At 71.0% G+C, this 22,752-nt stretch carries 20 protein-coding genes; 11 read left to right on the top strand and 9 right to left on the bottom strand.

All coding sequences use genetic code 11. The features are described 5' to 3' along the window. Positions 1-21: 21 nt before the first annotated feature. The 5 genes from dut to dxs all read left to right on the top strand — a co-directional run bounded on the left by dut (position 22) and on the right by dxs (position 7,042). A complete protein-coding gene (dut, locus tag OXR63_RS14830; RefSeq protein WP_267424535.1) occupies positions 22-516 on the top strand; it encodes a dUTP diphosphatase in 495 nt (164 codons plus the stop codon). Further along, positions 513-1,235, top strand: a complete 723-nt coding sequence (locus tag OXR63_RS14825) for a DUF3710 domain-containing protein (RefSeq protein WP_194661048.1) — start codon at positions 513-515, stop codon at positions 1,233-1,235. Before dut ends, OXR63_RS14825 begins: the two co-directional genes overlap by 4 nt. A gap of 15 nt (positions 1,236-1,250) precedes the next feature. Beyond that, positions 1,251-2,018, top strand: coding sequence for a DUF3159 domain-containing protein (locus OXR63_RS14820; protein ID WP_267424534.1), 768 nt, complete (start codon positions 1,251-1,253; stop codon positions 2,016-2,018). Positions 2,019-2,138: 120 nt separating this feature from the next. After that, positions 2,139-4,976: an aconitate hydratase gene (locus OXR63_RS14815; RefSeq protein ID WP_267424533.1), complete on the top strand. Its 2,838-nt coding sequence runs from the start codon at positions 2,139-2,141 to the stop codon at positions 4,974-4,976. Positions 4,977-5,107: 131 nt separating this feature from the next. Continuing rightward, entirely contained in the window at positions 5,108-7,042 is a 1,935-nt protein-coding gene (gene dxs / locus OXR63_RS14810; RefSeq protein WP_267424532.1) for a 1-deoxy-D-xylulose-5-phosphate synthase, read from the top strand. 86 nt (positions 7,043-7,128) lie between these two features. Here the strand turns inward: dxs and OXR63_RS14805 are convergent, their stop codons facing one another. From OXR63_RS14805 to OXR63_RS14790, 4 genes are all read right to left on the bottom strand, one after another. Next, positions 7,129-9,267, bottom strand: coding sequence for a 3-hydroxyacyl-CoA dehydrogenase NAD-binding domain-containing protein (locus OXR63_RS14805; protein ID WP_267424531.1), 2,139 nt, complete (start codon positions 9,265-9,267; stop codon positions 7,129-7,131). Positions 9,268-9,269: 2 nt separating this feature from the next. Beyond that, on the bottom strand, positions 9,270-10,481 hold the full coding sequence (locus OXR63_RS14800; protein WP_267424530.1) for a thiolase family protein: 1,212 nt from the start codon (positions 10,479-10,481) through the stop codon (positions 9,270-9,272). A 132-nt stretch (positions 10,482-10,613) separates the two neighbouring features. Continuing rightward, the gene (locus OXR63_RS14795; RefSeq protein WP_267424547.1) at positions 10,614-11,795 is read right to left on the bottom strand and encodes an HRDC domain-containing protein; all 1,182 of its coding nucleotides are present in this window, start codon (positions 11,793-11,795) and stop codon (positions 10,614-10,616) included. A 259-nt stretch (positions 11,796-12,054) separates the two neighbouring features. Further along, positions 12,055-12,651: a DUF3000 domain-containing protein gene (locus tag OXR63_RS14790; RefSeq protein WP_194661042.1), complete on the bottom strand. Its 597-nt coding sequence runs from the start codon at positions 12,649-12,651 to the stop codon at positions 12,055-12,057. Between the two features lie 23 nt (positions 12,652-12,674). On the opposite strand from OXR63_RS14790, the gene OXR63_RS14785 reads away from it, so the two are divergent. Then, positions 12,675-13,898: an alpha/beta hydrolase family protein gene (locus tag OXR63_RS14785; protein WP_267424529.1), complete on the top strand. Its 1,224-nt coding sequence runs from the start codon at positions 12,675-12,677 to the stop codon at positions 13,896-13,898. Between the two features lie 68 nt (positions 13,899-13,966). Here the strand turns inward: OXR63_RS14785 and OXR63_RS14780 are convergent, their stop codons facing one another. Together OXR63_RS14780 and OXR63_RS14775 are read right to left on the bottom strand one after the other, a co-directional pair. Continuing rightward, positions 13,967-14,416, bottom strand: a complete 450-nt coding sequence (locus OXR63_RS14780) for a SufE family protein (RefSeq protein WP_267424528.1) — start codon at positions 14,414-14,416, stop codon at positions 13,967-13,969. Then, positions 14,413-15,327, bottom strand: coding sequence for a sulfurtransferase (locus tag OXR63_RS14775; protein WP_267424527.1), 915 nt, complete (start codon positions 15,325-15,327; stop codon positions 14,413-14,415). The genes OXR63_RS14780 and OXR63_RS14775 overlap by 4 nt, the downstream gene beginning before the upstream one ends. Before the next feature lie 130 nt (positions 15,328-15,457). On the opposite strand from OXR63_RS14775, the gene zapE reads away from it, so the two are divergent. From zapE to OXR63_RS14760, 3 genes are all read left to right on the top strand, one after another. Continuing rightward, a complete protein-coding gene (gene zapE, locus OXR63_RS14770) occupies positions 15,458-16,468 on the top strand; it encodes a cell division protein ZapE (protein WP_374116142.1) in 1,011 nt (336 codons plus the stop codon). 294 nt (positions 16,469-16,762) lie between these two features. Next, positions 16,763-18,037 carry an ammonium transporter gene (locus OXR63_RS14765; RefSeq protein ID WP_267424526.1) on the top strand — a complete coding sequence of 425 codons (1,275 nt, stop codon included), beginning with the start codon at positions 16,763-16,765 and terminating at the stop codon, positions 18,035-18,037. A gap of 271 nt (positions 18,038-18,308) precedes the next feature. Next, a complete protein-coding gene (locus OXR63_RS14760; protein ID WP_267424525.1) occupies positions 18,309-18,962 on the top strand; it encodes a tyrosine-protein phosphatase in 654 nt (217 codons plus the stop codon). A gap of 74 nt (positions 18,963-19,036) precedes the next feature. On the opposite strand, the gene OXR63_RS14755 is transcribed toward OXR63_RS14760, so the two are convergent. Continuing rightward, the gene (locus OXR63_RS14755; protein WP_267424524.1) at positions 19,037-20,008 is read right to left on the bottom strand and encodes an aldo/keto reductase; all 972 of its coding nucleotides are present in this window, start codon (positions 20,006-20,008) and stop codon (positions 19,037-19,039) included. Between the two features lie 76 nt (positions 20,009-20,084). On the opposite strand from OXR63_RS14755, the gene OXR63_RS14750 reads away from it, so the two are divergent. After that, positions 20,085-20,477: a ChaB family protein gene (locus OXR63_RS14750; RefSeq protein WP_194661036.1), complete on the top strand. Its 393-nt coding sequence runs from the start codon at positions 20,085-20,087 to the stop codon at positions 20,475-20,477. A gap of 143 nt (positions 20,478-20,620) precedes the next feature. Here OXR63_RS14750 and OXR63_RS14745 read toward each other — a convergent pair whose 3' ends face one another. Continuing rightward, positions 20,621-21,505, bottom strand: a complete 885-nt coding sequence (locus tag OXR63_RS14745; RefSeq protein ID WP_267424523.1) for a hypothetical protein — start codon at positions 21,503-21,505, stop codon at positions 20,621-20,623. A 93-nt stretch (positions 21,506-21,598) separates the two neighbouring features. Next, positions 21,599-22,072: a hypothetical protein gene (locus OXR63_RS14740; RefSeq protein ID WP_267424522.1), complete on the bottom strand. Its 474-nt coding sequence runs from the start codon at positions 22,070-22,072 to the stop codon at positions 21,599-21,601. Between the two features lie 315 nt (positions 22,073-22,387). On the opposite strand from OXR63_RS14740, the gene OXR63_RS14735 reads away from it, so the two are divergent. Next, the gene (locus tag OXR63_RS14735) at positions 22,388-22,600 is read left to right on the top strand and encodes a hypothetical protein (RefSeq protein WP_267424521.1); all 213 of its coding nucleotides are present in this window, start codon (positions 22,388-22,390) and stop codon (positions 22,598-22,600) included. Positions 22,601-22,752: the final 152 nt, after the last annotated feature.

Here is a 22,752-nt window from a genome sequence, read left to right as displayed (position 1 = left end):
GGGCTGCACTACCCTCGTCACGTGACCGAACCTGTCGACGTGCTCTGGACCGGGGAGAACGCTCCCGTCCACGCCCACCCCGGCGACGCCGGCGCCGACCTCGTCTCGACCGAGGCCTTCGTGCTCGCACCCGGTGAGCGTCGTCTCGTCGGCACGGGCGTCTCGATCGCCCTGCCCGACGGCCACGCGGCCTTCGTGGTCCCGCGGAGCGGCCTCGCGGCGAAGCACGGCATCACGATCGTGAACGCCCCCGGCACGGTCGACTCCGGGTACCGCGGTGAGATCAAGGTCGCGCTGCTCAACACCGACCAGGCCGAGCCGTACGAGGTCCACGTGGGCGACCGCATCGCGCAGATGATCGTCATGCCGGTGCCCCCGGTGGTGTTCACCCGGGTCGACGAACTCCCCGACAGCGTCCGCGGCCATGGCGGCTTCGGCTCCTCGGGCTACGGTGGCACGAGCGCCGAACAGGGCGCAGGGACTGACCTGAACCAGACGGAAGGAACGCAGCGATGAGGATCGGCCGACGCAAGCGCGACGAGGTCGAGGTGGCCGCTGCGGTCGCCGACGACGCCGAGGTCGCGGAGACCTCACCGGAGGTCGACATCGCGGTGGAGGCCGACGCCGGACTCGACGAGGTCGACGCCGTCGCGCCGACCGGCAAGTCCGCCCCCGCTGACCGTGAAGAGTCGGGCCCCCTCGACGAGACCGAGGCCAACCCGGTCCGCCCCTACGTCGACCTCGGCGGCGTGAAGATCCTGCCGCGCGAGGGCCTGCACCTCCGGCTCGAGGTCGAGGAGGGCTCCCAGCGCGTCGTCGCGGTCGGGCTCGACTACGACGACTCCACGCTCCAGGTCCAGCCGTTCGCCGCACCGCGCTCCACCGGCCTCTGGCACGAGATCCGGGCGCAGATCGCCGACCAGATCGAACGCCAGGGCGGCACGGTGACCGAGGTCGACGGCCCGTTCGGTCCCGAGCTCCGCGCCAGCGTCCCGGTCCTGGTCGACGGGGACGGCGGCGTCGCCGGTGCCCGCCCGGCTCGCTTCATCGGCGTCGACGGACCCCGCTGGTTCCTCCGCGGCGTGATCGCCGGCAAGGCCGCCGACTCGCCCGAGGACGCCGAGGAGATCGAAGAGCTCTTCCGCAGCGTCGTGGTGGTGCGGGGCACCACGCCGATGCCGCCGCGCGACCTGATCCCGCTGCACATGCCGAAGTCGACGCAGTCGGCGATCTGACGACCAGGAGGCCCGGTGCCGGACCGTCTCGACCCTGCTGACCCCGAGGGGGTCGCGTCCACTGACGCGCCCGTTCCCGAGCCCCTGTCGCTGAACGCGCAGCTCCGCGACGCCGTCCGGAACGCCGGCATCGGTCAGGTGGCACCGGGAGAAGCCCCCTCCGGTCGCGCCCTGGTGACCGCCGTCGGTGGCGTCCGTGGCCTCGCCGAGTCGGTGCTGCCGGGCTTCGCGTTCCTGGTCGTCTACGCGATCACGAAGGAACTCGTCCCGAGCGTCGTGATCCCCGTGCTCGTCGGGCTCGTCTTCGTCGTGCTCCGGCTGGTGCAGCGGCAGTCCCTGGCGATGTCGTTCGCCGGCATCCTCGGCGTCGCGATCTCGGCCGGGCTCGCGCTCATCACGGGCAAGGCGGAGAGCAACTTCATCCCCGGGATCGTGATCAACCTGGTGTGCCTGGTGGTGCTCCTCGTGACGCTCGTCATCCGTCGTCCCCTCATCGGGCTCATCGTCGGCCTGCTCCTGCCCCAGGACGAGGACGGCACGGGCACCGACTGGCGCGCCGACCCGGGCAAGCGCCGCGTGCTCACGGTCGCGACCTGGCTCTGGGTCGGGCTGTTCGCGCTCCGGCTGGTCATCGAGATCCCGCTGTACCTGACGGCCCAGGTCGAACTGCTCGCCGGCATCAAGCTCATCACGGGCGTCCCGCTGTACGCGGCGCTGCTCTGGGTGACGTGGCTGCTCACCCGCACGGTGTTCAAGCGCGAGCCGGACCAGGCTGCCGTGTAGAGTTCTCTCGACATCAAGACATCTCTGACGGGGCATCGCACCCGGCGGCAGAGGTCTACCGTGCTGGTGGGACGGCCCACGAGGACGAGGGCACGATCGATCAACTCAGGAGGCGGCACAGTGGCTGCAGTCAACAGCTTCGGCTCGAAGGACACGCTCTCGGTTGGGGGTGTCGACTACGCGATCCACCGGATCGACTCCGTCCCCGGACACGAGAAGCTCCCGTACAGCCTGAAGGTGCTGCTCGAGAACCTCCTCCGCACCGAGGACGGCAAGAACGTCACGGCGGACCAGATCCGTTCGCTCGGCTCCTGGCGTCCCGAGGCGCACCCGGACACCGAGATCCAGTTCTCCCCGGCCCGCGTGGTCATGCAGGACTTCACCGGTGTCCCGTGCATCGTCGACCTCGCCACCATGCGCGAGGCGATGGCCGACATCGGCGGGGACCCGAACAAGATCAACCCGCTGTCCCCGGCCGAGATGGTCATCGACCACTCCGTCATCGCCGACCTGTTCGGCAGCACGGACGCCCTGCAGCGCAACACCGACCTCGAGTACGAGCGGAACGGTGAGCGCTACCAGTTCCTCCGCTGGGGCCAGACGGCGTTCGAGGACTTCAAGGTCGTCCCCCCGGGGACCGGCATCGTCCACCAGGTCAACATCGAGTACCTGGCGAAGGTCACCTACACGCGTGACTTCGACGGCGAGACCTACGCCTACCCCGACACCCTCGTCGGCACCGACTCCCACACGACGATGGTCAACGGCCTCGGCGTGCTCGGCTGGGGCGTCGGCGGCATCGAGGCCGAGGCGGCGATGCTCGGCCAGCCCGTGTCGATGCTCATCCCGAAGGTGGTCGGCTTCAAGCTCTCCGGCGAGATCCCGGCCGGTGTGACCGCGACCGACGTCGTGCTCACCATCACGCAGCAGCTCCGCAAGCACGGCGTCGTCGGCAAGTTCGTCGAGTTCTACGGGGAGGGGGTCAGTGCCGTCCCGCTCGCGAACCGCGCGACCATCGGCAACATGAGCCCCGAGTTCGGCTCGACGGCCGCCATCTTCCCGGTGGACGACGTCACCCTCGACTACCTCCGCCTGACTGGTCGCGACGAGGCCCAGATCGCCCTCGTCGAGGCCTACTCCAAGGAGCAGGGCCTGTGGCACGACGCCTCCGTCGAGCCCGCCTACTCGGAGTACATGGAGCTCGACCTCTCCACGGTCGTCCCGTCCATCTCCGGCCCGAAGCGCCCGCAGGACCGCATCGAGCTGTCCAAGGCGAAGGACCAGTTCGAGGTCGACCTCGCCAACTACGCGAGCATCGACCACACCGAAGAGGACAAGGCCGTCGCGGACACCTTCCCGGCGTCCGACCCGGTCGCCGCCGCCCCCGGTGACGAGCACGCCGTCGACGACCTGCAGGACGCCCCGGCGTCGGAGGTCCCGGCGCACGCCTCCAGCGCCCCCGGCACGGTCTCCAAGCCGACGTCGGTCGCCATCGCGGACGGTGCGCCGTTCACGATCGACCACGGCGCCGTCGCGATCGCCGCGATCACGTCGTGCACCAACACGTCGAACCCGTCGGTGATGATGGCCGCCGGCATCCTCGCACGGAACGCCGCGAACAAGGGCCTCACCGCCAAGCCGTGGGTGAAGACCACCCTCGCGCCCGGCTCCAAGGTCGTCACGGACTACTACGAGAAGGCCGGACTCACGACCTACCTCGAGCAGCTCGGCTTCTACACGGTCGGCTACGGCTGCACCACCTGCATCGGCAACTCGGGCCCCCTGCCCGAGGAGATCTCGCAGGCCGTGCAGGACAACGACCTCGCCGTCACCGCGGTGCTCTCGGGCAACCGCAACTTCGAGGGCCGCATCAACCCCGACGTGAAGATGAACTACCTGGCGAGCCCGCCGCTGGTCATCGCGTACGCCCTCGCCGGGTCGATGCACTTCGACTTCGACACGGACGCCCTCGGCCAGGACCAGGACGGCAACGACGTCTACCTGGCGGACATCTGGCCTGACGCGGCCGAGGTCCAGCAGGTCATCGACACGTCGATCGACACCGCGATGTTCACCCACGAGTACGGCTCCGTGTTCGAGGGCGACGACCGCTGGAAGAACCTGCCGACCCCGACGGGCGACACCTTCGAGTGGGACGCCGAGTCGACCTACGTGCGGAAGCCCCCGTACTTCGACGGGATGACGATGACCCCGGACGCCGTCTCGGACATCTCGGGTGCGCGCGTGCTGGCGAAGCTCGGTGACTCGGTCACGACCGACCACATCTCGCCGGCCGGTTCGATCAAGGCCGACAGCCCGGCGGGCAAGTACCTCGCCGAGCACGCGGTCGACCGCAAGGACTTCAACTCCTACGGCTCGCGTCGTGGCAACCACGAGGTGATGATCCGCGGCACGTTCGCGAACATCCGCCTGCGCAACCAGCTCCTCGACGGCGTGGAGGGCGGCTACACCCGCGACTTCACCACCGCCGACGGCGACCAGTCGTTCATCTACGACGCCTCGCAGCACTACCAGGAGCAGGGCATCCCGCTCGTCGTCTTCGGCGGCAAGGAGTACGGCTCCGGCTCGTCCCGCGACTGGGCAGCCAAGGGCACGAGCCTGCTCGGCGTGAAGGCCGTCATCACCGAGAGCTTCGAGCGCATCCACCGCTCGAACCTCATCGGCATGGGCGTCGTCCCGCTGCAGTTCCCGGCGGGCGAGACGATCGAGTCCCTCGGGCTCGACGGCACCGAGGTCGTCTCGATCTCCGGGCTCACCGAGCTGAACGAGGGCCGCACGCCGAAGACGGTGCACGTCACCGCCGAGCCGAGCGCGCACTCGCCCGAGGGCAAGCAGACCGTCGAGTTCGACGCCGTCGTCCGCATCGACACCCCCGGTGAGGCCGACTACTACCGCAACGGCGGCATCCTGCAGTACGTGCTCCGGTCGCTCGTCTGAGTGACGTGACCACCGGTCGCTGACGCGACCAGGACCGGACGGGAGGCGCGGTGCCAGCTGGCACCGCGCCTCCCGTCCGTTGTCGGTCACCGCGAATAGAGTGGGCCGACAGCCCCACGAAAGGAGCGCCCGTGAGTCTGCTCGCCAGCATCACGTCGCCGCGCGACCTGAAGCGTCTCTCCGACGCCCAGATGACCGAACTGTCGGCCGAGATCCGCAAGTTCCTCGTGGCCGAGGTCGCCAAGACCGGCGGCCACCTCGGACCGAATCTCGGGGTGGTCGAGCTGACGCTCGCGATGCACCGGGTGTTCGACTCGCCACACGACCCGTTCGTGTTCGACACCGGGCACCAGTCCTACGTGCACAAGATCGTGACGGGTCGGCAGGACTTCTCGCACCTGCGCGAGCGCGGCGGCATCGCCGGCTACCCGCAGCGGAGCGAGTCCGAGCACGACATCGTGGAGTCCTCGCACGCGTCCTCCTCGTTGTCCTGGGCGGACGGGATCTCCCGCGCCTTCCGGCAGACCGGCCAGTCCGACCGCACCGTCGTGGCCGTCGTCGGGGACGGCGCGCTCACGGGCGGCATGACGTGGGAGGCGCTCAACAACATCTCCGACGACAACGACCGCCGGCTCGTGATCGTCGTCAACGACAACGGGCGGTCCTACGCCCCGACCATCGGTGGCATGGCCCGCTTCCTCAACTCCGTGCGCACCCGCCGCGAGTACCGGGAGCTCTACGAGAAGAGCCAGGCAGCGGCCGCCCGCTTCGGTGCTCCGGGCCGCGCCGTGTACCGGGGACTACGCGGGGGCCTGCACGGGTTCCTGTCGCGCGTCACGAACAACGAGTCGCTCTACTCGAACCTCGACATCAAGTACATCGGGCCGGTCAACGGACACGACCAGCAGGCGATGGAGGCCGCGCTCCGGCAGGCCAAGGAGTACGGCGCGCCCGTGATCGTGCACGCCATCACGGAGAAGGGCCACGGCTTCGAGCCGGCCCTGCGCGACCAGGCCGACCAGTTCCACGCCGTCGGGCACATCGACCCGGAGACGGGCGAGTCGCTCGACACCGCGTCGGGTCCGTCGTGGACGTCCGTCTTCGCGGCCGAGCTCGCCGCCGTCGGTGCTGCGGACCCGCGGGTGGTCGCCATCACCGCAGCCATGCTCCGCCCGACCGGCCTGCACCTCTTCCAGGAGCAGCACCCCGAGCGCGTGTACGACGTGGGGATCGCCGAGCAGCACGCCGTCACCTCCGCCGCCGGCCTGGCGTACGGAGGACTGCACCCCGTCGTCGCCCTCTACGCCACGTTCCTCAACCGGGCGTTCGACCAGGTCCTCATGGACGTCGCCCTGCACCGTGCCGGCGTGACGTTCGTGCTCGACCGTGCCGGGGTCACCGGTCCCGACGGCCCGTCGCACCACGGGATGTGGGACCTCGCGCTGCTGCAGGTCGTCCCCGGGATCCGCATCGCCGCCCCGCGTGACGCCGCCACCCTGCGCGAGGAGTTCCGCGAGGCCGTCGCCATCGACGACGCGCCCACCGTGCTGCGCTGGTCGAAGGGCCAGGTCGGCCCGGACATCCCCGCGCTGTCCCGGACCTCGGACGGGGTGGACGTGCTGCACGCGTCGGACACGTCGGAGGACGTCCTGTTCGTCGCCGTCGGCTCGATGGTGCCGGTCGCGCTCGAAGCCGCCGGGCTGCTCGAGGCCCAGGGCATCGGCGTCACCGTCGTCGACCCGCGGTGGGTCGTGCCGATCCCGACCTCGCTCATCGAGCTGTCCCGCTCGCACCGTCTCGTGATCACGATCGAGGACGGCGTCCGCGTCGGCGGTGTGGGCACGCGCCTGCGTCAGGACCTCCGCGCGGCGGGTGTCGACACCGGGGTGAACGAGCTCGGGTTGCCGGACGAGTTCATCGACCACGCCACGCGCTCCCAGATCCTGCACGACGCCGGACTCACGGCGCAGGCGATCGCCCGTGACGTCATCGACCAGGTCGTCGGCACGAAGGTGCCCCAGGCGAAGCCGGCGCGGTCCCGCGAGTCCGCAGCCTCAGACCGCTAGCGCGCGCACCGCACCGGGAAACGGACACAGCACCACGGGATCCCGTGGTGCTGTGTCCGTTGTGTGGTGCTGTGAGCGGGCGACCGTCAGCGGGAGGCGGGGCCGACGATTCGAGGCTCGTGGAACGCTCCGCCGAAGACGCGCTCGGACGCACCACTCCGGTCGAGGTAGGGGCTGATGCCACCGGCCTGGAACGGGTAGCCCGCGCCGAGGATCAGCCCGAGGTCGATCTCCTCGACGTGCTGCACGACCTCGTCCTCGAGCATGCGGTGCACCTCGTCGGCGAGGGCGTCCTCGAAGCGGCGCTGCATCTCGGCAGCGTCCACCGGTGCGGCGTCCTTCTTCGACGGTGCGACGAGCTTCACGGCAGCGGGGTCGTACCCGGTCACCGAGCCCTTCTTGTCGCGGGTGAGGATCGTGCCGTGCTCGGCGATCCGCTTCAGCCCGTCGCCAGGGTAGAAGCGCTCGGGCCAGGCGGCGTGGTGCGAGTCGAGCACGTGCGCACCGACGGGCAGGCCGACGAGCTCGAGCAGCTCGAACGGCGACATCGGCAGCCCCAGGGGAGCGGCGCCCTCCGCCACGGTCTCGAACGGGGTGCCCTCCTCGACGCCACGCATCGCCTCGCCGAGCACCCGGGCGAGCACCCGGTTGACGACGAAGCCCGGCTGGTCCGCCGTGACGATCGCGGTCTTCTTCAGGGTCTTCGCGACGGCCAACGCGGTGGCGACGGCCTCGTCGGACGTCTGGGACGCCCGGACGACCTCGAGCAGCGGCATCACCGCGACGGGGTTGAAGAAGTGGAACCCGACCAGGCGCTCCGGGTGCTGGAGCACCGAGGCCATCTCGTCGACGGACAGCGACGAGGTGTTCGTGGCGAGGATCGCGTCGGGAGCGATGACCTGCTCGATCTTGCGGAACACGTCCTGCTTGACGGACATCTCCTCGAAGACGGCCTCGATCACCCAGTCGGCGTCGGCGAAGGCGTCGTACGACACCGAACCGCTGACGAGCGCGGTGATGCGGTTCGCATCGTCCTGCGAGACGCGGCCCTTGGCGAGCATCTCCTCGACGGACTGGCGGATCCGTGCGACACCGGCATCGACGCGTTCCTGCGAGACGTCGGTGATGACGACGGGGACCCCGAGCCGACGGGCGAACAGCAGCGCGAACTGCGACGCCATGAGCCCGGCGCCGAGGACGCCGACCTTCGTGATCTTCTTCGCCTCGACGCCCTCCGGGGCACCGACCGGTCGTTTCGCACGCTTCTGCACGAGGTCGAACGCGTACATCGACGCAGCGAACTGGTCGCCGGAGAGCAGGTCCGCGAGCGCGTCGTCCTCACCGGCGAACCGCTCGTCGAGCGACCCGGACTTGGCGGCGGCGACGAGGTCGAGCGCACGGAACGGCGACTTCGGCACGGTGCCGATCTTCGACGCGACCTGCGAGCGTGCGACCTTGACGACCGTGCCCCACGCGGCCTTCTCGAGCATGCCCGGCTCGTTCTTCCGGACGACCTTGGTGCGACCGGCGACCACGCCGTCGGCCCAGGCGACCGCGGACGGCAGGAAGGTCACCGACGGGATGAGGGCGTCGCCGATGCCGAGGTCGACGGCGGCTGCACCGTCCATCAGGCGGTTGTTCTTGAGCGGGTTCTCGACGATGACGCGGAGCGCCTTCTCCGGGCCGATCAGGCGGGGGAGCAGCGTCGCACCGCCCCAGCCGGGGATGATGCCGAGGAAGACCTCGGGCAGGCCGATGCCCTGTGCGGCGGACGAGAACACCCGGTACGTGCAGTGCAGTGCGACCTCGAGGCCACCGCCGAGCGCGATGCCGTTCACGAACGCGAACGAAGGCACGCCCAGGTCGGAGAACTTGCGGAGGGTCGCGTGCCCCAGGGCAGCCAGGTCGTGGGCGACCTCGCGCGAGGGCACCGACGACGCCTGGGACAGGTCGGCCCCGGCGGCGAAGCAGTACTCCTTGCCCGTGACCGCGACGGCCTGGACCTCGCCCTTCGACGCCGCAGCGCGCAGGGAGTCCAGCACGTCGGAGAGCTCGCGCAGGGTGCGCGGACCGAGCGTCGAGGGGCGCTTGTAGTCCTTGCCGTTGTCGAGGGTGATGAGCGCGAGCGTGCCGCCGGAGGGCAGCGCGACGTGCTTGACGTACGAGTGGGTGACGACCTCGTCCTTGCTCAGGGCGGTCAGCTGGTCGTTCTCGGCGATGGTCATGGTCAGGCCGCCTTCCGTGCCGCGGACTTGCTGAACGAGGGGTTCTCCCAGATGACGGTCCCGCCCTGGCCGAGCCCGATGCACATCGTCGTGATGCCGTACTTGACGTCGGGACGCTCGGCGAACTGCGCCGCGAGCTGGTTCATCAGGCGGACGCCGCTCGACGCCAGCGGGTGCCCGACGGCGATCGCGCCACCCCAGGCGTTGACGTTCGGGGAGTCCTGCGCGATGCCGTAGTTGTCGAGGAAGGCGAGCACCTGGACGGCGAACGCCTCGTTGATCTCGAACAGGCCGATGTCGTCGATCGACAGGCCGGCCTTCGACAGCGCCTTGTCGGTGGCGGGCACCGGGCCGACGCCCATGACCTCGGGCTCGACGCCCGCGAAGGCGAACGAGACCATGCGCATCTTCGTCGGCAGGCCGTGCTCGGCTGCGCCGGCGGACGAGGCGAGCAGGCTCATCGTCGCGCCGTCGTTGAGGCCCGCGGCGTTGCCGGCGGTGACCCGTCCGTGGGGCCGGAACGGCGTCTTCAGCGCGGCCAGGGCCTCCAGGGTGGTGCCGGGACGCGGCGGCTCGTCGGAGGACACGATGTCCCAGCCCTGGCCGGTGTTGACCTCGACCGGGATGACGTCCGGCTGCAGCTTGCCGGCGCCCCAGGCGGCGGCGTAGCGCTGTTGGGACTGCACCGCGAAGGCGTCGGTGCGGTCCTTCGTGATGGCGGGGAAGCGGTCGTGCAGGCGCTCGGCGGTGGCACCCATGACCAGGGCGTCGCTCGAGACCATGCGCTCCGCGACGAATCGGGGGTTGGGGTCCGCGTTGAAGCCCATCGGGTGGCGGCCCATGTGCTCGACGCCGCCGGCGATGGCGATGTCGGCGGCACCGAAGGCGATCGCACCCGCGAGCGTCGTGACGCTCGTCATGGCACCTGCGCACATGCGGTCGATCGCGTAGCCCGGGACGGACTTCGGCAGACCGGCGAGCATGCCCACGGTGCGGCCGAGGGTCAGGCCCTGGTCGCCCTGCTGGGTCGTCGCGGCGACGGCGACGTCGTCGACGGCGGCTCCGTCGAGGGAGCTGTTCCGGTCGAGCAGTCCACGCATCGCGTGCACGGCGAGGTCGTCGGCGCGGGTCCGCCAGAACACCCCCTTCTCCCCGGCGCGTCCGAACGGTGTCCGCACGCCGTCGACGAACACGACGTCTGATGCCTTTGCCAAGCTGGCCTCCACAGATCCACATCGATCGAGTCAGGGCGCTCGGTCGCGTCCTGACCCTGGCCGGGGCAGACCCCGGCGACGACCCGACGCTATGCCCCGCGGCTGAGGGGCCGCATGTCGGTTGGTCGGTTCCTACGACGAGGCGGGAGTCGCCCCGCCGTCGTCCTGTCCGCCTGCCACAAACGCCTCGGCGATGCGGGCGGCGGTCTCCTCGACCTGCCAGGGGCGCGCGTCGAGGGCCACGAGGGCCGCTGCGACACCCGCGGTCGAGACGTCCGCCGGCGGTTCCCACGCCACCGTCCGGAGCGTGTCCGGGGTGAGGAGGTTCTCCAGCGGGATGTCGAGCTCCTCGGCCCGCGCGGCGACGGCCGCACGTGCGGCCTTGTACCGGCGGTCGGCCTCGGGGTTCCGGTCGGCCCACGCGCGGGGCGGCGGCAGGGTCGGCTCGCCACGGCCGCGGAGCTTCGGGAGGTCCTCGGTCGTGCGTCCGGCCTCGACGGCGGCCCACCAGCGGTCGAGTTCGGAGCGGCTCGCGCGGCCGGTGAAGGCCTTGACCGCCGACAGGTCCTTGCGGGACTCCGGGGCAGCTGCGGCGGCGGCGACGATGGCGGAGTCCGGGATGGTGCGACCCGGGGCGATGTCGGTCTCCTGGGCGAAGGCGTCGCGCGCCTCCCACAGGGACCGGGCGATGGCGAGGGCGCGCTGCCCCCGGAGCGCGTGCATGCCGGACAGGCGGCGCCACGGCTCGGCCTTCGGTGGCTTCGGGGCGCGGCTCAGCACGGCGTGGAACTCCTGCTGGGCGATCTGCGTCTTGCCGGCCTCCTCGAGCTGCGCGGCGAGGGCGTCGCGGAGGTCGGGGAGCAGCTCCACGTCGAGCGATGCGTACACGAGCCACGACTGCGGCAGCGGACGGGTCGACCAGTCGGCGGCCGAGTGCGCCTTCGCGAGCGTGATCCCGAGGAGCTGCTCGACGACGGCACCGAGGCCGACGCGCGGGAACCCGGCGATGCGGGCGCCGAGCTCGGTGTCGAAGATGCGCGTCGGGACGAGGCCGACCTCGCGCAGGCAGGGGAGGTCCTGCGACGCGGCGTGGAACAGCCACTCCTCGTCGACGATCGCGTCCTGCAGCTCGCGGAAGTCCTGGATGGTGATCGGGTCGAACAGGAAGGCACCGGCACCGCGGCGGAACACCTGGATGAGGTACGCGCGCTGGGAGTAGCGGTAGCCACTGGCACGCTCGGCGTCGACCGCGACCGGCCCGTGCCCGGCGGCGATGCGCTCGACGGCGGCGAGGTAGTCCTCGCGCGACTCGATGACCTTGACGGCGTCGTGGGCCGCCTCGAAGGACGGGGCCGTGGACGTGGCGTCAGCGGAGGCCGGGACGTCAGCGGCGGCTGGGACGTCAGCCGCGGCCGGGACGTCAGCGGCGGCCGGGACGTCCGCGGGGGCCGTGGCGGCAGGGACAGCGGCAGCGGCAGCGGCAGGGGCGTCAGCCCGCGGCGCGTCCGCCGCCGCCCGCACCGACTCCGGCACGGCGAACGGGTCGATCGGGACGCGGCGGGGAGCAGCGGGGTCAGTCACGGGCGAGCCTCCTGGGGCCGAGGAGCGTCACGCCGTCCGACGACGGCGGGAGTCCTGCGAGCATGGCGACGATCTCCTCCCAGGCCTCGACGTGCGCGACGAGGTCGGTGCCGCGCGGCGTCCACGACGCCCGGAGCTCCAGCTGTGCGCCGTCGCCCTGGGCCGCGAGGTCGCCGTAGCCGCGGGAGATGATCTTGGTTGCGGTGCCCGACGCGTGGTCGTACTCGGCCCCGTGCGCCGCGAGGGCGTCCACGAGCCAGCTCCACGTCACGTCGGCGACGAACTCGTCGACGCCGATCTCCGGCTCGAGGGGCGCCTGCGCGAACGTCACGATGCGGAACGCCCCCGCCCACCCGGCGGGCTCGGACGGGTCGTACAGCGCGATGAACCGGCCGGTGCCGAGATCGGAGTCGACCCCGTGCTCCACGCCGGACACGTCCGCCGCCAGGGCGATCGAGAACGGGGCGAGGCGGGACGGCGACGGGATCTCGGTCACCGTGGTCTCGCTGCGGATCCCACCCGTCGACACGAACGCGCGGAGGCCGGCGAAGGCCTCCGGTTCGGCCGTGGGCTCATGGGTGTCGGACACGAATGCAGACTAGGCTCCGGACCATGTCCCGTTCCGCGCGACCCGCCGTGGAGCCGGCGCAGGGTGCCGCGCGCTCCGCCGGACTCATCGCCCTCGGGACCGGTCTCGCCGCCGCTGCCGTGGGCACCGCCGTCGTCGGGGGCTTCGTCGCCGCGATCGCGCGGATGGTCGTCACGCCGGACCGCAAGCGCACCGAGCGGGTCCCGATCATCGGGGTCGACCGCATCCACGGCACCGTGACCCTGGAGCGCACGCCGGACACCGAGCTGCAGGGCCGCTACAGCCTGTGGTTCGGCGGCGGCACCGGTCACATGCGCGTCGGTGACGTCCTCACCACCACGCCCACGACGGTCACGCGGCGCATCATCGCGATCGACGCCGGCGACCCGACCGACGCCCGCCGCGGCCGGTGGGGCGGCTGGTTCTACCTGACCCCCGGCGAGCTCGACGTCCCGGTCGAGGACGTCGACGTCCCGACCCCGAACGGCCCTGCGCCCGCGTGGGTCGTCCGCGCCGACGACCCTGCAGCACCCTGGGCCGTCCTGGTGCACGGCCGCGGCGTCACCCGCGCCGAGACCATCCGCGCCCTGCCGGTCTTCCGCGCGGCCGGGTACTCGGTGCTCCTCGCCTCGTGGCGGAACGACGGCGTCGCGCCGAAGAGCGTCGACGGCCGGTACGGCCTCGGCTCCACCGAGTGGGAGGACGTCGACTCCGCCCTCCGCTGGGTGGCCGCGCACGGTGCGACGAGCGTGGTGCTGATGGGCTGGTCGATGGGCGGCGCGGTCGTCCTGCAGACCCTCGTGCGGTCGCCGCTCGCACACCTGGTCGACGGCGTCGTGCTCGAGTCGGCCGTGGTCGACTGGCACGCGGTGCTGAAGTCCCAGAGCCGGGCGATGCGCCTGCCGCGGGTGGTCAGGAAGGTCGCGCAGCGGGTGCTCCGCACGCCGGTGCTGCACCGCCTGGCCGGGCTCGCGCAGCCGGTCGACCTCCGCGAGCTCGACATGGTCGCGCGCGCCGACGAGCTGACCGTGCCGATCCTGCTGCTGCACAGCGACGACGACGGCTTCGTGCCGTCCTCCGCGTCGCACGCCCTGGCCGAGGCCCGCCCGGACCTGGTCCGGCTCGAGGTCGCGCACGAGGCCCGGCACACCAAGCTCTGGAACCACGACGCCGACTGGTTCGACACCAGGATCCTCGCGTGGCTGACCGAGGTGGTCCGGCCGCAGGGCGCGACCACGGCCCGGTAGTCCCCGCGGGACGGACTGGAGGCCCGGTGCCAGCTGGCACCGGGCCTCCAGTCCGTGGACGCGAACGCTCAGCCCAGCGCGCGCACCTGCCGCTGGACGCGGCCGAGCATGCCGACCATGCCGCGGATGCGCAGAGGGCTGACCGCCTCGGACAGCCCGATGGTGAGCGGGTAGTCCGCCGGCACGGCGAGCACCTGGTCAACGGTCAGGCCGGACAGGCCCTGCGCCAGGATCGACGCGAAGCCGCGCGTGGTCGGGGACTCGCGCGGGGCGGTGGCGTGCATGCGGACGACGTCGGGTGCGTCGCCGTCCTCACCCACGGTGACGAGGATGAACACGGGGGACTGGCACTCCTCCACCCGTTCGAGTTCGTCCTCATGGCCCTGCAGCCGCTCCGGCAGTGCGGGGAGCTCGTTCGAGAACTCGAGGAGCAGCTGCAGCCGGTCGGCCTGGGTCAGCGCGAGGAAGTCGTCGCGGGTCTCGGCGAGGACGGTGGGGAGCTCGGTGGTGTCGCTCATCGGGTCGGCAGTGCTCCCGGCTCGGTGCCCTGCACGATCGGGACGCGGACGGCGCTGCCCCACTCGGTCCAGGAGCCGTCGTAGTTGCGGACGTTCTCGTAGCCGAGCAGGTGCTGCAGGACGAACCAGGTGTGGCTCGAGCGCTCCCCGATGCGGCAGTACGCGATGACCTGGTCGGCGTCACCGATGCCGGCGCCCTCGCGGTACACGGCGTCGAGCTCGGCTCGGGACCTGAACGTGCCGTCCGGTGCCGCCGCGGTGGCCCAGGGGATGTTCACCGCGGTGGGGATGTGACCGCCGCGCAGGGCGCCTTCTTCCGGGTAGTCCGGCGCGGTGGTGCGGTCGCCGCTGTACTCCGGGGCGCTCCGGACGTCGATGAGGGGCTCGCCGAGGTGCGCGAGGACGTCCTCCTTGAACGCGCGGACCGGGGCGTCGTCACGCTCGACGACGGGGTACTCGGCCGGGGTCACGGCGGAGCGGTCGGTCGTGACGGGGCGGTCCTCGGCGATCCACTTCGCGCGGCCGCCGTCGAGCAGGCGGACGTCCTCGTGGCCGAAGAGCGTGAAGACCCAGAGGGCGTAGGCGGCCCACCAGTTGTTCTTGTCGCCGTAGATCACGACGGTGGTGTCGCGGCCGATCCCCTTGCCGCCGACGAGACGGGCGAAGGCCTCGCCGTCGATGTAGTCGCGCTGCACCGGGTCGTTGAGGTCCGTGTGCCAGTCGATCTTCACGGAACCGGGCACGTGGCCGGTCTCGTAGAGCAGGACGTCCTCGTCGGACTCCACCACCACGAGGTCCGCAGTGCCGACGGCTCCGGCGTCGAGCTGGTCCTGCAGCCACGCGGTCGAGACCAGCCGTTCGGGGTGGGCGTAGTCGCGGAACGTGTCGGACGGGTCGACCGGTGCGGTCATCGGGGGGCCTCCTTGAGCGTGGTGGCGCCGGACTAGGATCGGTGCTCGGCGTCGGGAGCAACGGTACGCGGACGTACTGTCACCCCGGTGCAACGTGACCTCGCACGACACCCTTCCCGGAAGGCACCCATTGCCCCAGCACCTCGTCGACCGTGACCCGCAGGTGTCGCCGCAGCAGATGGCCGCGGCGCTGGTGCCCCCGCCCCAGTTCACGGACGCGTCGTTCGACTCCTACCGCCCGGACGCGGACTACCCGTCGCAGGCCGACGTCCGGGACGCCGTCGCCGCGTTCGTGGCCACGCGCCCGGAGCCGGCGAAGCGCGGGTTGTTCGGGCGCCGGCGCTCGTCGTCGCCGGAGACGCCGACGACGTCGGGGGTCTACCTCGACGGCGGGTTCGGTGTCGGCAAGACCCACCTGCTCGCCGCGGCGTACCACGCGGAGCCCGGGCGCAAGACGTTCGGCACGTTCATCGAGTACACCGCGCTCGTCGGCGCGCTCGGCTTCCAGGGCACGGTGGACCTGCTCCGCGGGACCTCGCTCGTGTGCATCGACGAGTTCGAGCTCGACGACCCGGGCGACACGATGGTGATGACGCGGCTGATCCGGGAGCTCAGCGACTCCGGCACCCGCTTCGCCGCCACGTCGAACACGCCGCCCGGCGCCCTCGGCGAGGGCCGCTTCGCCGCGCAGGACTTCCTCCGCGAGATCCAGGCGATGTCCGACAGGTTCGACACGATGCGCATCGACGGTCTCGACTTCCGCCGACGGGCCGTTGACGAGTCGGCTCGCGTCGTGTCCGACGTCGCCGCCGAACTGCCGGGAGGCCCCGCTCGCGTCACGCAGGACGACTTCCGGTCCGTCGTGGCCCACCTGGCATCGGTGCACCCCTCGAAGTACGTCGCGCTGGTCGAGGGGCTCGACGCCGTCGGACTGACCGACGTGGCCGAGTTCCGCGACCAGACCGACGCGCTGCGCTGGGTGGCGCTCGTCGACCGGCTGTACGACGCCCAGGTGCGGATCGTCGCGTCGGGGACGCCGCTCGATCAGGTGTACCCCGAGTCGATGCTCGACGGCGGGTACCGCAAGAAGTACCTGCGTGCCGCGAGCCGCGTCGTCGCCCTGACCCGCGCCGCGGACTGAGCCACGCGCGCTGCGGACTGAGCGACCCGCGCTGCGGACTGAGCGACCCGCGCTGCGGACGGTGGCGGGGCGGGGCCGGGGGGAGCCTCCCGGCCGGTGCGGTGCGCTTTCCTGCCTGCCGGTAACACGACGTTTACACGGGGGCGCATCGCGTTACACCCGCGAAACACGCTGCGTTCCCCTGTGAAACACCACGTCGCCAGACTCTGTCCTACCCGAGGCGGACACGGTCGGTCCCCGTTGCACAGCAAGCACCGCCGACGTGGAAACCGCACTGCAACCGAGAGGTGAGACATGCTTGATCAGGGCAACACGACGTTCGTGTTGGTGATGGCGGCACTGGTGTTGTTCATGACACCAGGCCTGGCGTTCTTCTACGGCGGACTGGTGAAGGCCAAGTCCGTCATCAGCATGATGATGATGTCCTTCGGAGCGATCGCGCTCGTGAGCGTCCTCTGGGTGCTCTACGGCTACGCGATCGCGTTCGCCAACCCCGGCGACCACACCGCGATCTCCGGCGTCGTCGGGTTCTTCAGCATCGACTGGAACCAGCTCGGCCTCGGCCAGGCGTTCGAGGAGGCCAAGGCCTCGAAGATCGACGCCGCCTACCCCTCGATGGCCTTCGTCGGCTTCCAGGCCACGTTCGCGATCATCACGGTCGCGCTCATCTCCGGTGCGATCGCCGACCGTGCCAAGTTCGGCGCGTGGATGGTCTTCGCCGGTGTCTGGGTCACGGTCGTCTACTTCCCCGTCGCCTCGTGGGTCTTCAACCTGACCTCCGGCTGGGCTGCCACGTGGGGCGTCATCGACTTCGCCGGTGGCACCGCGGTGCACATCAACGCCGGTGCAGCGGGCCTCGCCCTGGCGATCGTCCTCGGCAAGCGCGTCGGGTTCGCCAAGGGTGCGCACAAGCCGCACAACCCGCCCTTCGTCCTCCTCGGTGCCGCGATCCTCTGGTTCGGCTGGTTCGGCTTCAACGCCGGGTCCGAGGGTGCCGCTGACGGCATCGCGTCCATCGCCTGGGTGAACACGCTCGCCGCCCCGGCCGCCGCGATCCTCGGCTGGCTGCTCATCGAGAAGCTCCGCGACGGCAAGGCCACGTCCGTCGGTGCCGCCTCGGGTGCCGTCACCGGCCTCGTCGCGATCACCCCGGCCTGCGCCAACCTGACGCCCGGGTGGGGCATCGTGCTCGGCTTCCTCGCGGGCATCATCTGCTGCTTCGCCATCGACTGGAAGTACCGCCTCGGCTTCGACGACTCGCTCGACGTGGTCGGCGTGCACCTGGTCGGCGGCATCTTCGGGACGCTGTTCCTCGGCTTCTTCGCCAACGACACCGGCCTGATCTACTCCGGCTCGTTCGCGCAGCTCGGCAAGCAGGCCGCAGCGGCCGGTGCCGTCGGTGCGTACTCGTTCGTCCTGGCCTTCATCATCGGCTTCGTCATCGAGAAGACGATCGGCTTCCGCGTGAAGACCGAGGACGAGGTCGCCGGCATCGACACCGCGGTCCACGGCGAAGAGGGCTACGTCCTCTACGACCAGGAGGACAGCACCCCGGTCTCCGTCCGGTAGCTCCACCCCGCTCGGCCCGACGGCCCCCGCGCTCCGGCGTGGGGGCCGTCGGCGTGTGGGGGTGCTGCTGGTGCGTGGGTGTTGCTGGTGCGTGGGCGTGTTCGCGCGTGGGTGTTGCTGGTGCGTGGTGCGAGGTTGGGCACTCCGTGCCGGGCCATGAGGTCGCACGGGGTGGGGAAGCTCGCACGGGCTGAGCGGAGGCGCACGGTGCTGCGTCGCTTCGGTGCGTCGTCGCCGCGTGCCTCCGTCCGCCGCGTGGGAGGGTGGGCGCATGACGACGCCGTCGAGGGTGCTCAACCTGCGGGAGGTCGGCGGCGCCGGGTTGCAGGACCACCGGGCGCGGACCGCGTACCGCGCGGCCACGGAGCCCGGGGTGCCGGCGTCGGCGTACCCGTCGGGGCTGGTCGCCGTCGTCGACCTCCGCCGCGAGGACGAGGTCCGTGCGGTCGCGCACCCCCTCGCCGGCTCGGACGGGTACCGGAACGTGCCGCTGTTCGACCCGTGGACGGTCGAGTCCGCCGCTCAGGCAGTGCAGCTCGAGGACCAGTACGTCGACTGGCTCGACCGACACGCGCACGGCATCGCTGCGGCCCTCGGCGCGATCGGCTCGGCTGACGGGGACGTGCTCGTCTGCTGTTCAGCCGGGAAGGACCGCACCGGGGTCGTCAGCGCGCTGCTCGCACGGCTGTGGGGAGCGTCGCTCGAGCGCATCGGGACCGACTACGCCGCGAGTGGCGCCGCGCTCGTCGACCGGTTCGCGGCCGAGCGCGCCGTGAGCACCGACCCCGAAGCCACCGCGGTGGCGCAACGCTGCGTGCCCGAGACCATGACGACGGTCATCAGGCACGTCGAGCACCGGTGGGGGAGCGTCGCCGCGTACCTCCGGGAGATCGGCCTGTCCGACGCTCAGGTCGCCGCGCTCTGACGTCCGCGTGACCACATGGCGGAGGCCCGGTGCGCGTCGGACGCGCACCGGGCCTCCAGGCTGGGTTCCTCAGGTCACCAGGCGAAGTCCTCCGGCGACGTCTTGTGGCCGGGGAACAGCTCGTCGAGGCGCGCGAGCGCCGCGTCGTCGAGGCGGATGTCCGTCGCACGGACGGCCGACTCCCACTGCTCCATCGTGCGCGGACCCGTGATCGGAGCGGTGACGCCCGGCTGGTGCAGCAGCCAGGCCAGCGCGAGCTCGCCCGGGGTGTGGCCGAGGTCCTTCGCGAGGGCCTCGTACGCCGTGAGCTGGTCGCGGTGGCCCTCGACGTACTCGGCGCTTCGGCCGCTGAGGCGACGCGAGCCCTGCTCGGTCTTCTCGATGATGCCGCCGAGCAGGCCGCCCTGCAGCGGGGACCACGGGATCAGGCCGAGGCCGTAGTGGCGGGCGGAGGGCAGGACCTCGCGCTCGACGTCGCGGACGACGAGGTTGTAGATCGACTGCTCGCTGACGAGGCCGAGGAAGTTGCGGTGCTTCGCTGCCTCTTGCGCCTGGGCGATGTGCCAACCCGCGAAGTTCGACGAGCCGACGTAGAGCACCTTGCCCTGGGCGACGGCGAGCTCCATGGCCTGCCAGATCTCGTCCCACGGGGTGTCCCGGTCGACGTGGTGCATCTGGAAGAGGTCGATGTGGTCGGTCTGCAGACGACGAAGGCTGGCATCCAGCGACTGCCGGATGTTGTACGCCGAGAGCTTGCCGCCGTTCGGCCACTCGATCATCTCGCCGTAGACCTTCGTGGCCAGCACCGTCTTCTCGCGGCGGCCACCGCCCTTGGCGAACCAGCGGCCGATGATCTCCTCGGTGGCGCCCTTGCCCACCGAGCCGCCGTAGCCGTTGGCGGTGTCGAAGAAGTTCACGCCGAGCTCGTGGGCCCGGTCCATGATCGCGTGCGAGTCGTCCTCGCTGGTCTCCGGTCCGAAGTTCATGGTGCCGAGCACTGCTCGTGACACCGACAACCCTGTCCGTCCGAGGTGTGTGTAGTCCATGGGTCTGGTCTACCCGCTCCTCTCCGAGCGCTGCCAGGCCCTGCGAGTACCGGTGACGGTGACCCGAGGAGGACACATGCCAGCGAAGGACGAGATCCCGAGCACCCTGCAGCGGTCGCCGGAGCACGCGCAGGAGATCTACGCGAAGACGCTCGACTCGGCGAACGAGACGTACGGCGAGGGGGAGCGGGCGCACCGCACCGCCTTCGCGGCCGTCAAGCACGAGTACGAGAAGGTCGGCGACCACTGGGAGGAGAAGGAGTCCGCCGGGCCGTCGGACTCCGGTGCTGCCGGCACGCGCGGCTCCGGCACGACCGAGGACGGAGTCGACGCCAACGCGTCGAAGGCACACCTGATGGACGTGGCGAAGCGGCTCGAGATCAGCGGGCGGTCCTCCATGAAGAAGGACGAACTGGTCGAGGCGATCAAGAAGGCCAACGCGCGGGCGACCGCGAAGGCGCGGCGCTGAGCGGTCCCGCTCGCTGCCGGTCGCGCTTCGTGCCGGTGTTGGTGACCTGACAGTCCCGCTTGGTGTCGGCCCTGCCGACCTGACGGCGGACGGGAGGCGCGTGGCGGGTCCGCCACGGGCCTCCCGTCCGGTCGGGGGTGCGCTCAGAGCGCGGTGCCGGACCGCCGCTGCTGGTCGCCGGTGTCCTCGGCCTCGTCCTGCTTGTCCTTGCGACGCCAGGGGAGTCCGCGGCCGAGCTGCTTCGGGGCCTTCTGGTCGAGGATCATCGGGAACTGCGTCGGCGGGAGCCCGAAGCCCTCGCGCGAGGCCTGGATCACCTTGCGCCCGAGTGCGTGGTTGCCGATGCCGCCGACCGCTGCTCCGATGCCGAAGGGCAGCGCCCGCCCGAGCATCGAGGTGCCCTGACGGGCCACGAAGCGCTTGATGAAGGAGTCGCGGATCTGCTTGCCGATCCCGCTGACTGCCTGCTTGGGCAGCGACGACGCCACCATCTCGCCCCAGAAGGCCGTCCTGACCTGCCCGCCGGCTGCCTGGCCCGCGAGCTGCTTGATGAGCTGTGTGCCCGGCGCGCCGAGGATCATCGCCATGACGAGTGTGCGCGAGCGCTCCGGGTCGTCGAGGGCGATGCCGTGCACCTCGGTCACCGACTGGGCGAACAGCGCCGTGGTCTCGAGGAAGCCGATCGTCTCCGCGCCGCTGAGCCCGAAGCTCGCCACCATGCCGATGCCCGGGACGACTGCACTTGCACCCACTGCAGCGCCGCCGGTCGTCACCGCCGCGAGGTACTGCCGCTCGAGGATCTGGATGATCTCGGCGGGCGAGGCGTTCGGGTGTCGACGTCGTACGGCGTTGACGTGCGCGATGACGACGGGGCGCTGGACGTCGATCACACGGTCGAGCATCTTGGCCCAGCCCTTGGTGGTGGTGGGGACGTCGGGCTTGGGGTTGGTGTGGTCGATCGGCGCGGAGGGCAGGGGGATGATCGCCTGGTCCCGCTGGTCCGACCGGTTGTTCTGCTTCGGGGCCATGCCGCAACGCTACGCCGAGCACGTGGGAGGGTCGCTGGATGGCTCCAGAACACGCGCTCGACGACGTCGCGGAGGCCGGGCGGCGCGGGCTGGTCATCGACATGGGATGCCTACTCGGACGAGCGCTGCCCGGACGGTCTCGAGGTCCATCAGGTCGGACCAGCTGAAGCGGACGACGAACCTGACCTCGGGGAACGAGCGGAGGAAGTCCTCGCGCCGCTTCTCCTGCCAGTGGGCGTCGGCGGTCGTGGACCCGCCGAGCATTGCCGGGTCCTCGTACTTGGCGCGCCCGTCGATCTCGACCACGACGCCCTGGTCTGGGAACCAGAAGTCGACGACGGCGTGCCGTTCGCCGGGACGGGCGAACTCGTGCTGCTGCACGGGATCCGGCGCTCCGACCTGGCGGAAGCGCACGCGTCCGATCGACTCCGCTGGAGAGCCGGACAGCGGCGACCCCATCGCGACCGCTCGATCGGCCCGGGCATGCTCCTTCGGATCCACGGCGGTCAACTCGTCGTCGAGCATCTCCGGCAGGACGAGTCTGCGGCCGAGTGCTGCGTCGATCATCGGCACCGACGCGATCGCAGGCGCTGTCGCAGCGACATCGACGAGCGTCCGTACGAGCGAGGTGACCGATGCGCCGCAGAAGGTGGTCGACGACGTCGGTTCCAGTCCGCTCCACCGACTCGTCTGGGTCACCGGTGTGTCTGGTCGCACGAACAGGAGTGTCGTCGAGTCAGGATGCGTGCGTCGAGGGTCCCTGACCTGCAGGCGACTCGGTGGTGGTTCGACGAACGGCATCCCGTGGATCGCTGCGGCAGTCGCGTGGGAGTAGCTCCGCGGAGGACGGACCGACGGCGCGGATGCCCGGGCCAGGAGGACGTGGTGTTCTTCCGGGAGGAGCTGTTCAAGAGCATCGACCGGGACGAACACCCCCGGCCGGACGACGTGCAGTTCACCGCGACGGGCACGCCGTTGCAGGGCTCGCCGTTCGGCGCTCTCGTGGTGGGCCGTTCGGATGAGTGGGACGGCCAGAACTCGTTCATGCATGACTCCACGATCGCGTTCCCAGGGCGACCACGAGGCGGCCCGTAGTTCATCTGTGGATGACGAGCCGAGCCTCCAGGCTGTGGTGGAGCCGCGCGACGGAACAGGTGACACCGTCGATGTCGTACGACAGCGAGCTTGTCGTGGCCTCGCTGAGGACCGTGCTCTTGGGGCGTGGGGCGACACCGTCGAGGTCGTAC

This window comes from Curtobacterium sp. GC_Cur_3 (assembly GCF_026544205.1).
Classification (GTDB): Bacteria; Actinomycetota; Actinomycetes; order Actinomycetales; family Microbacteriaceae; genus Curtobacterium.
The sequence above is the reverse complement of the archived record's forward strand: the minus strand, read 5'-3'. Positions and strand labels throughout refer to the sequence as shown.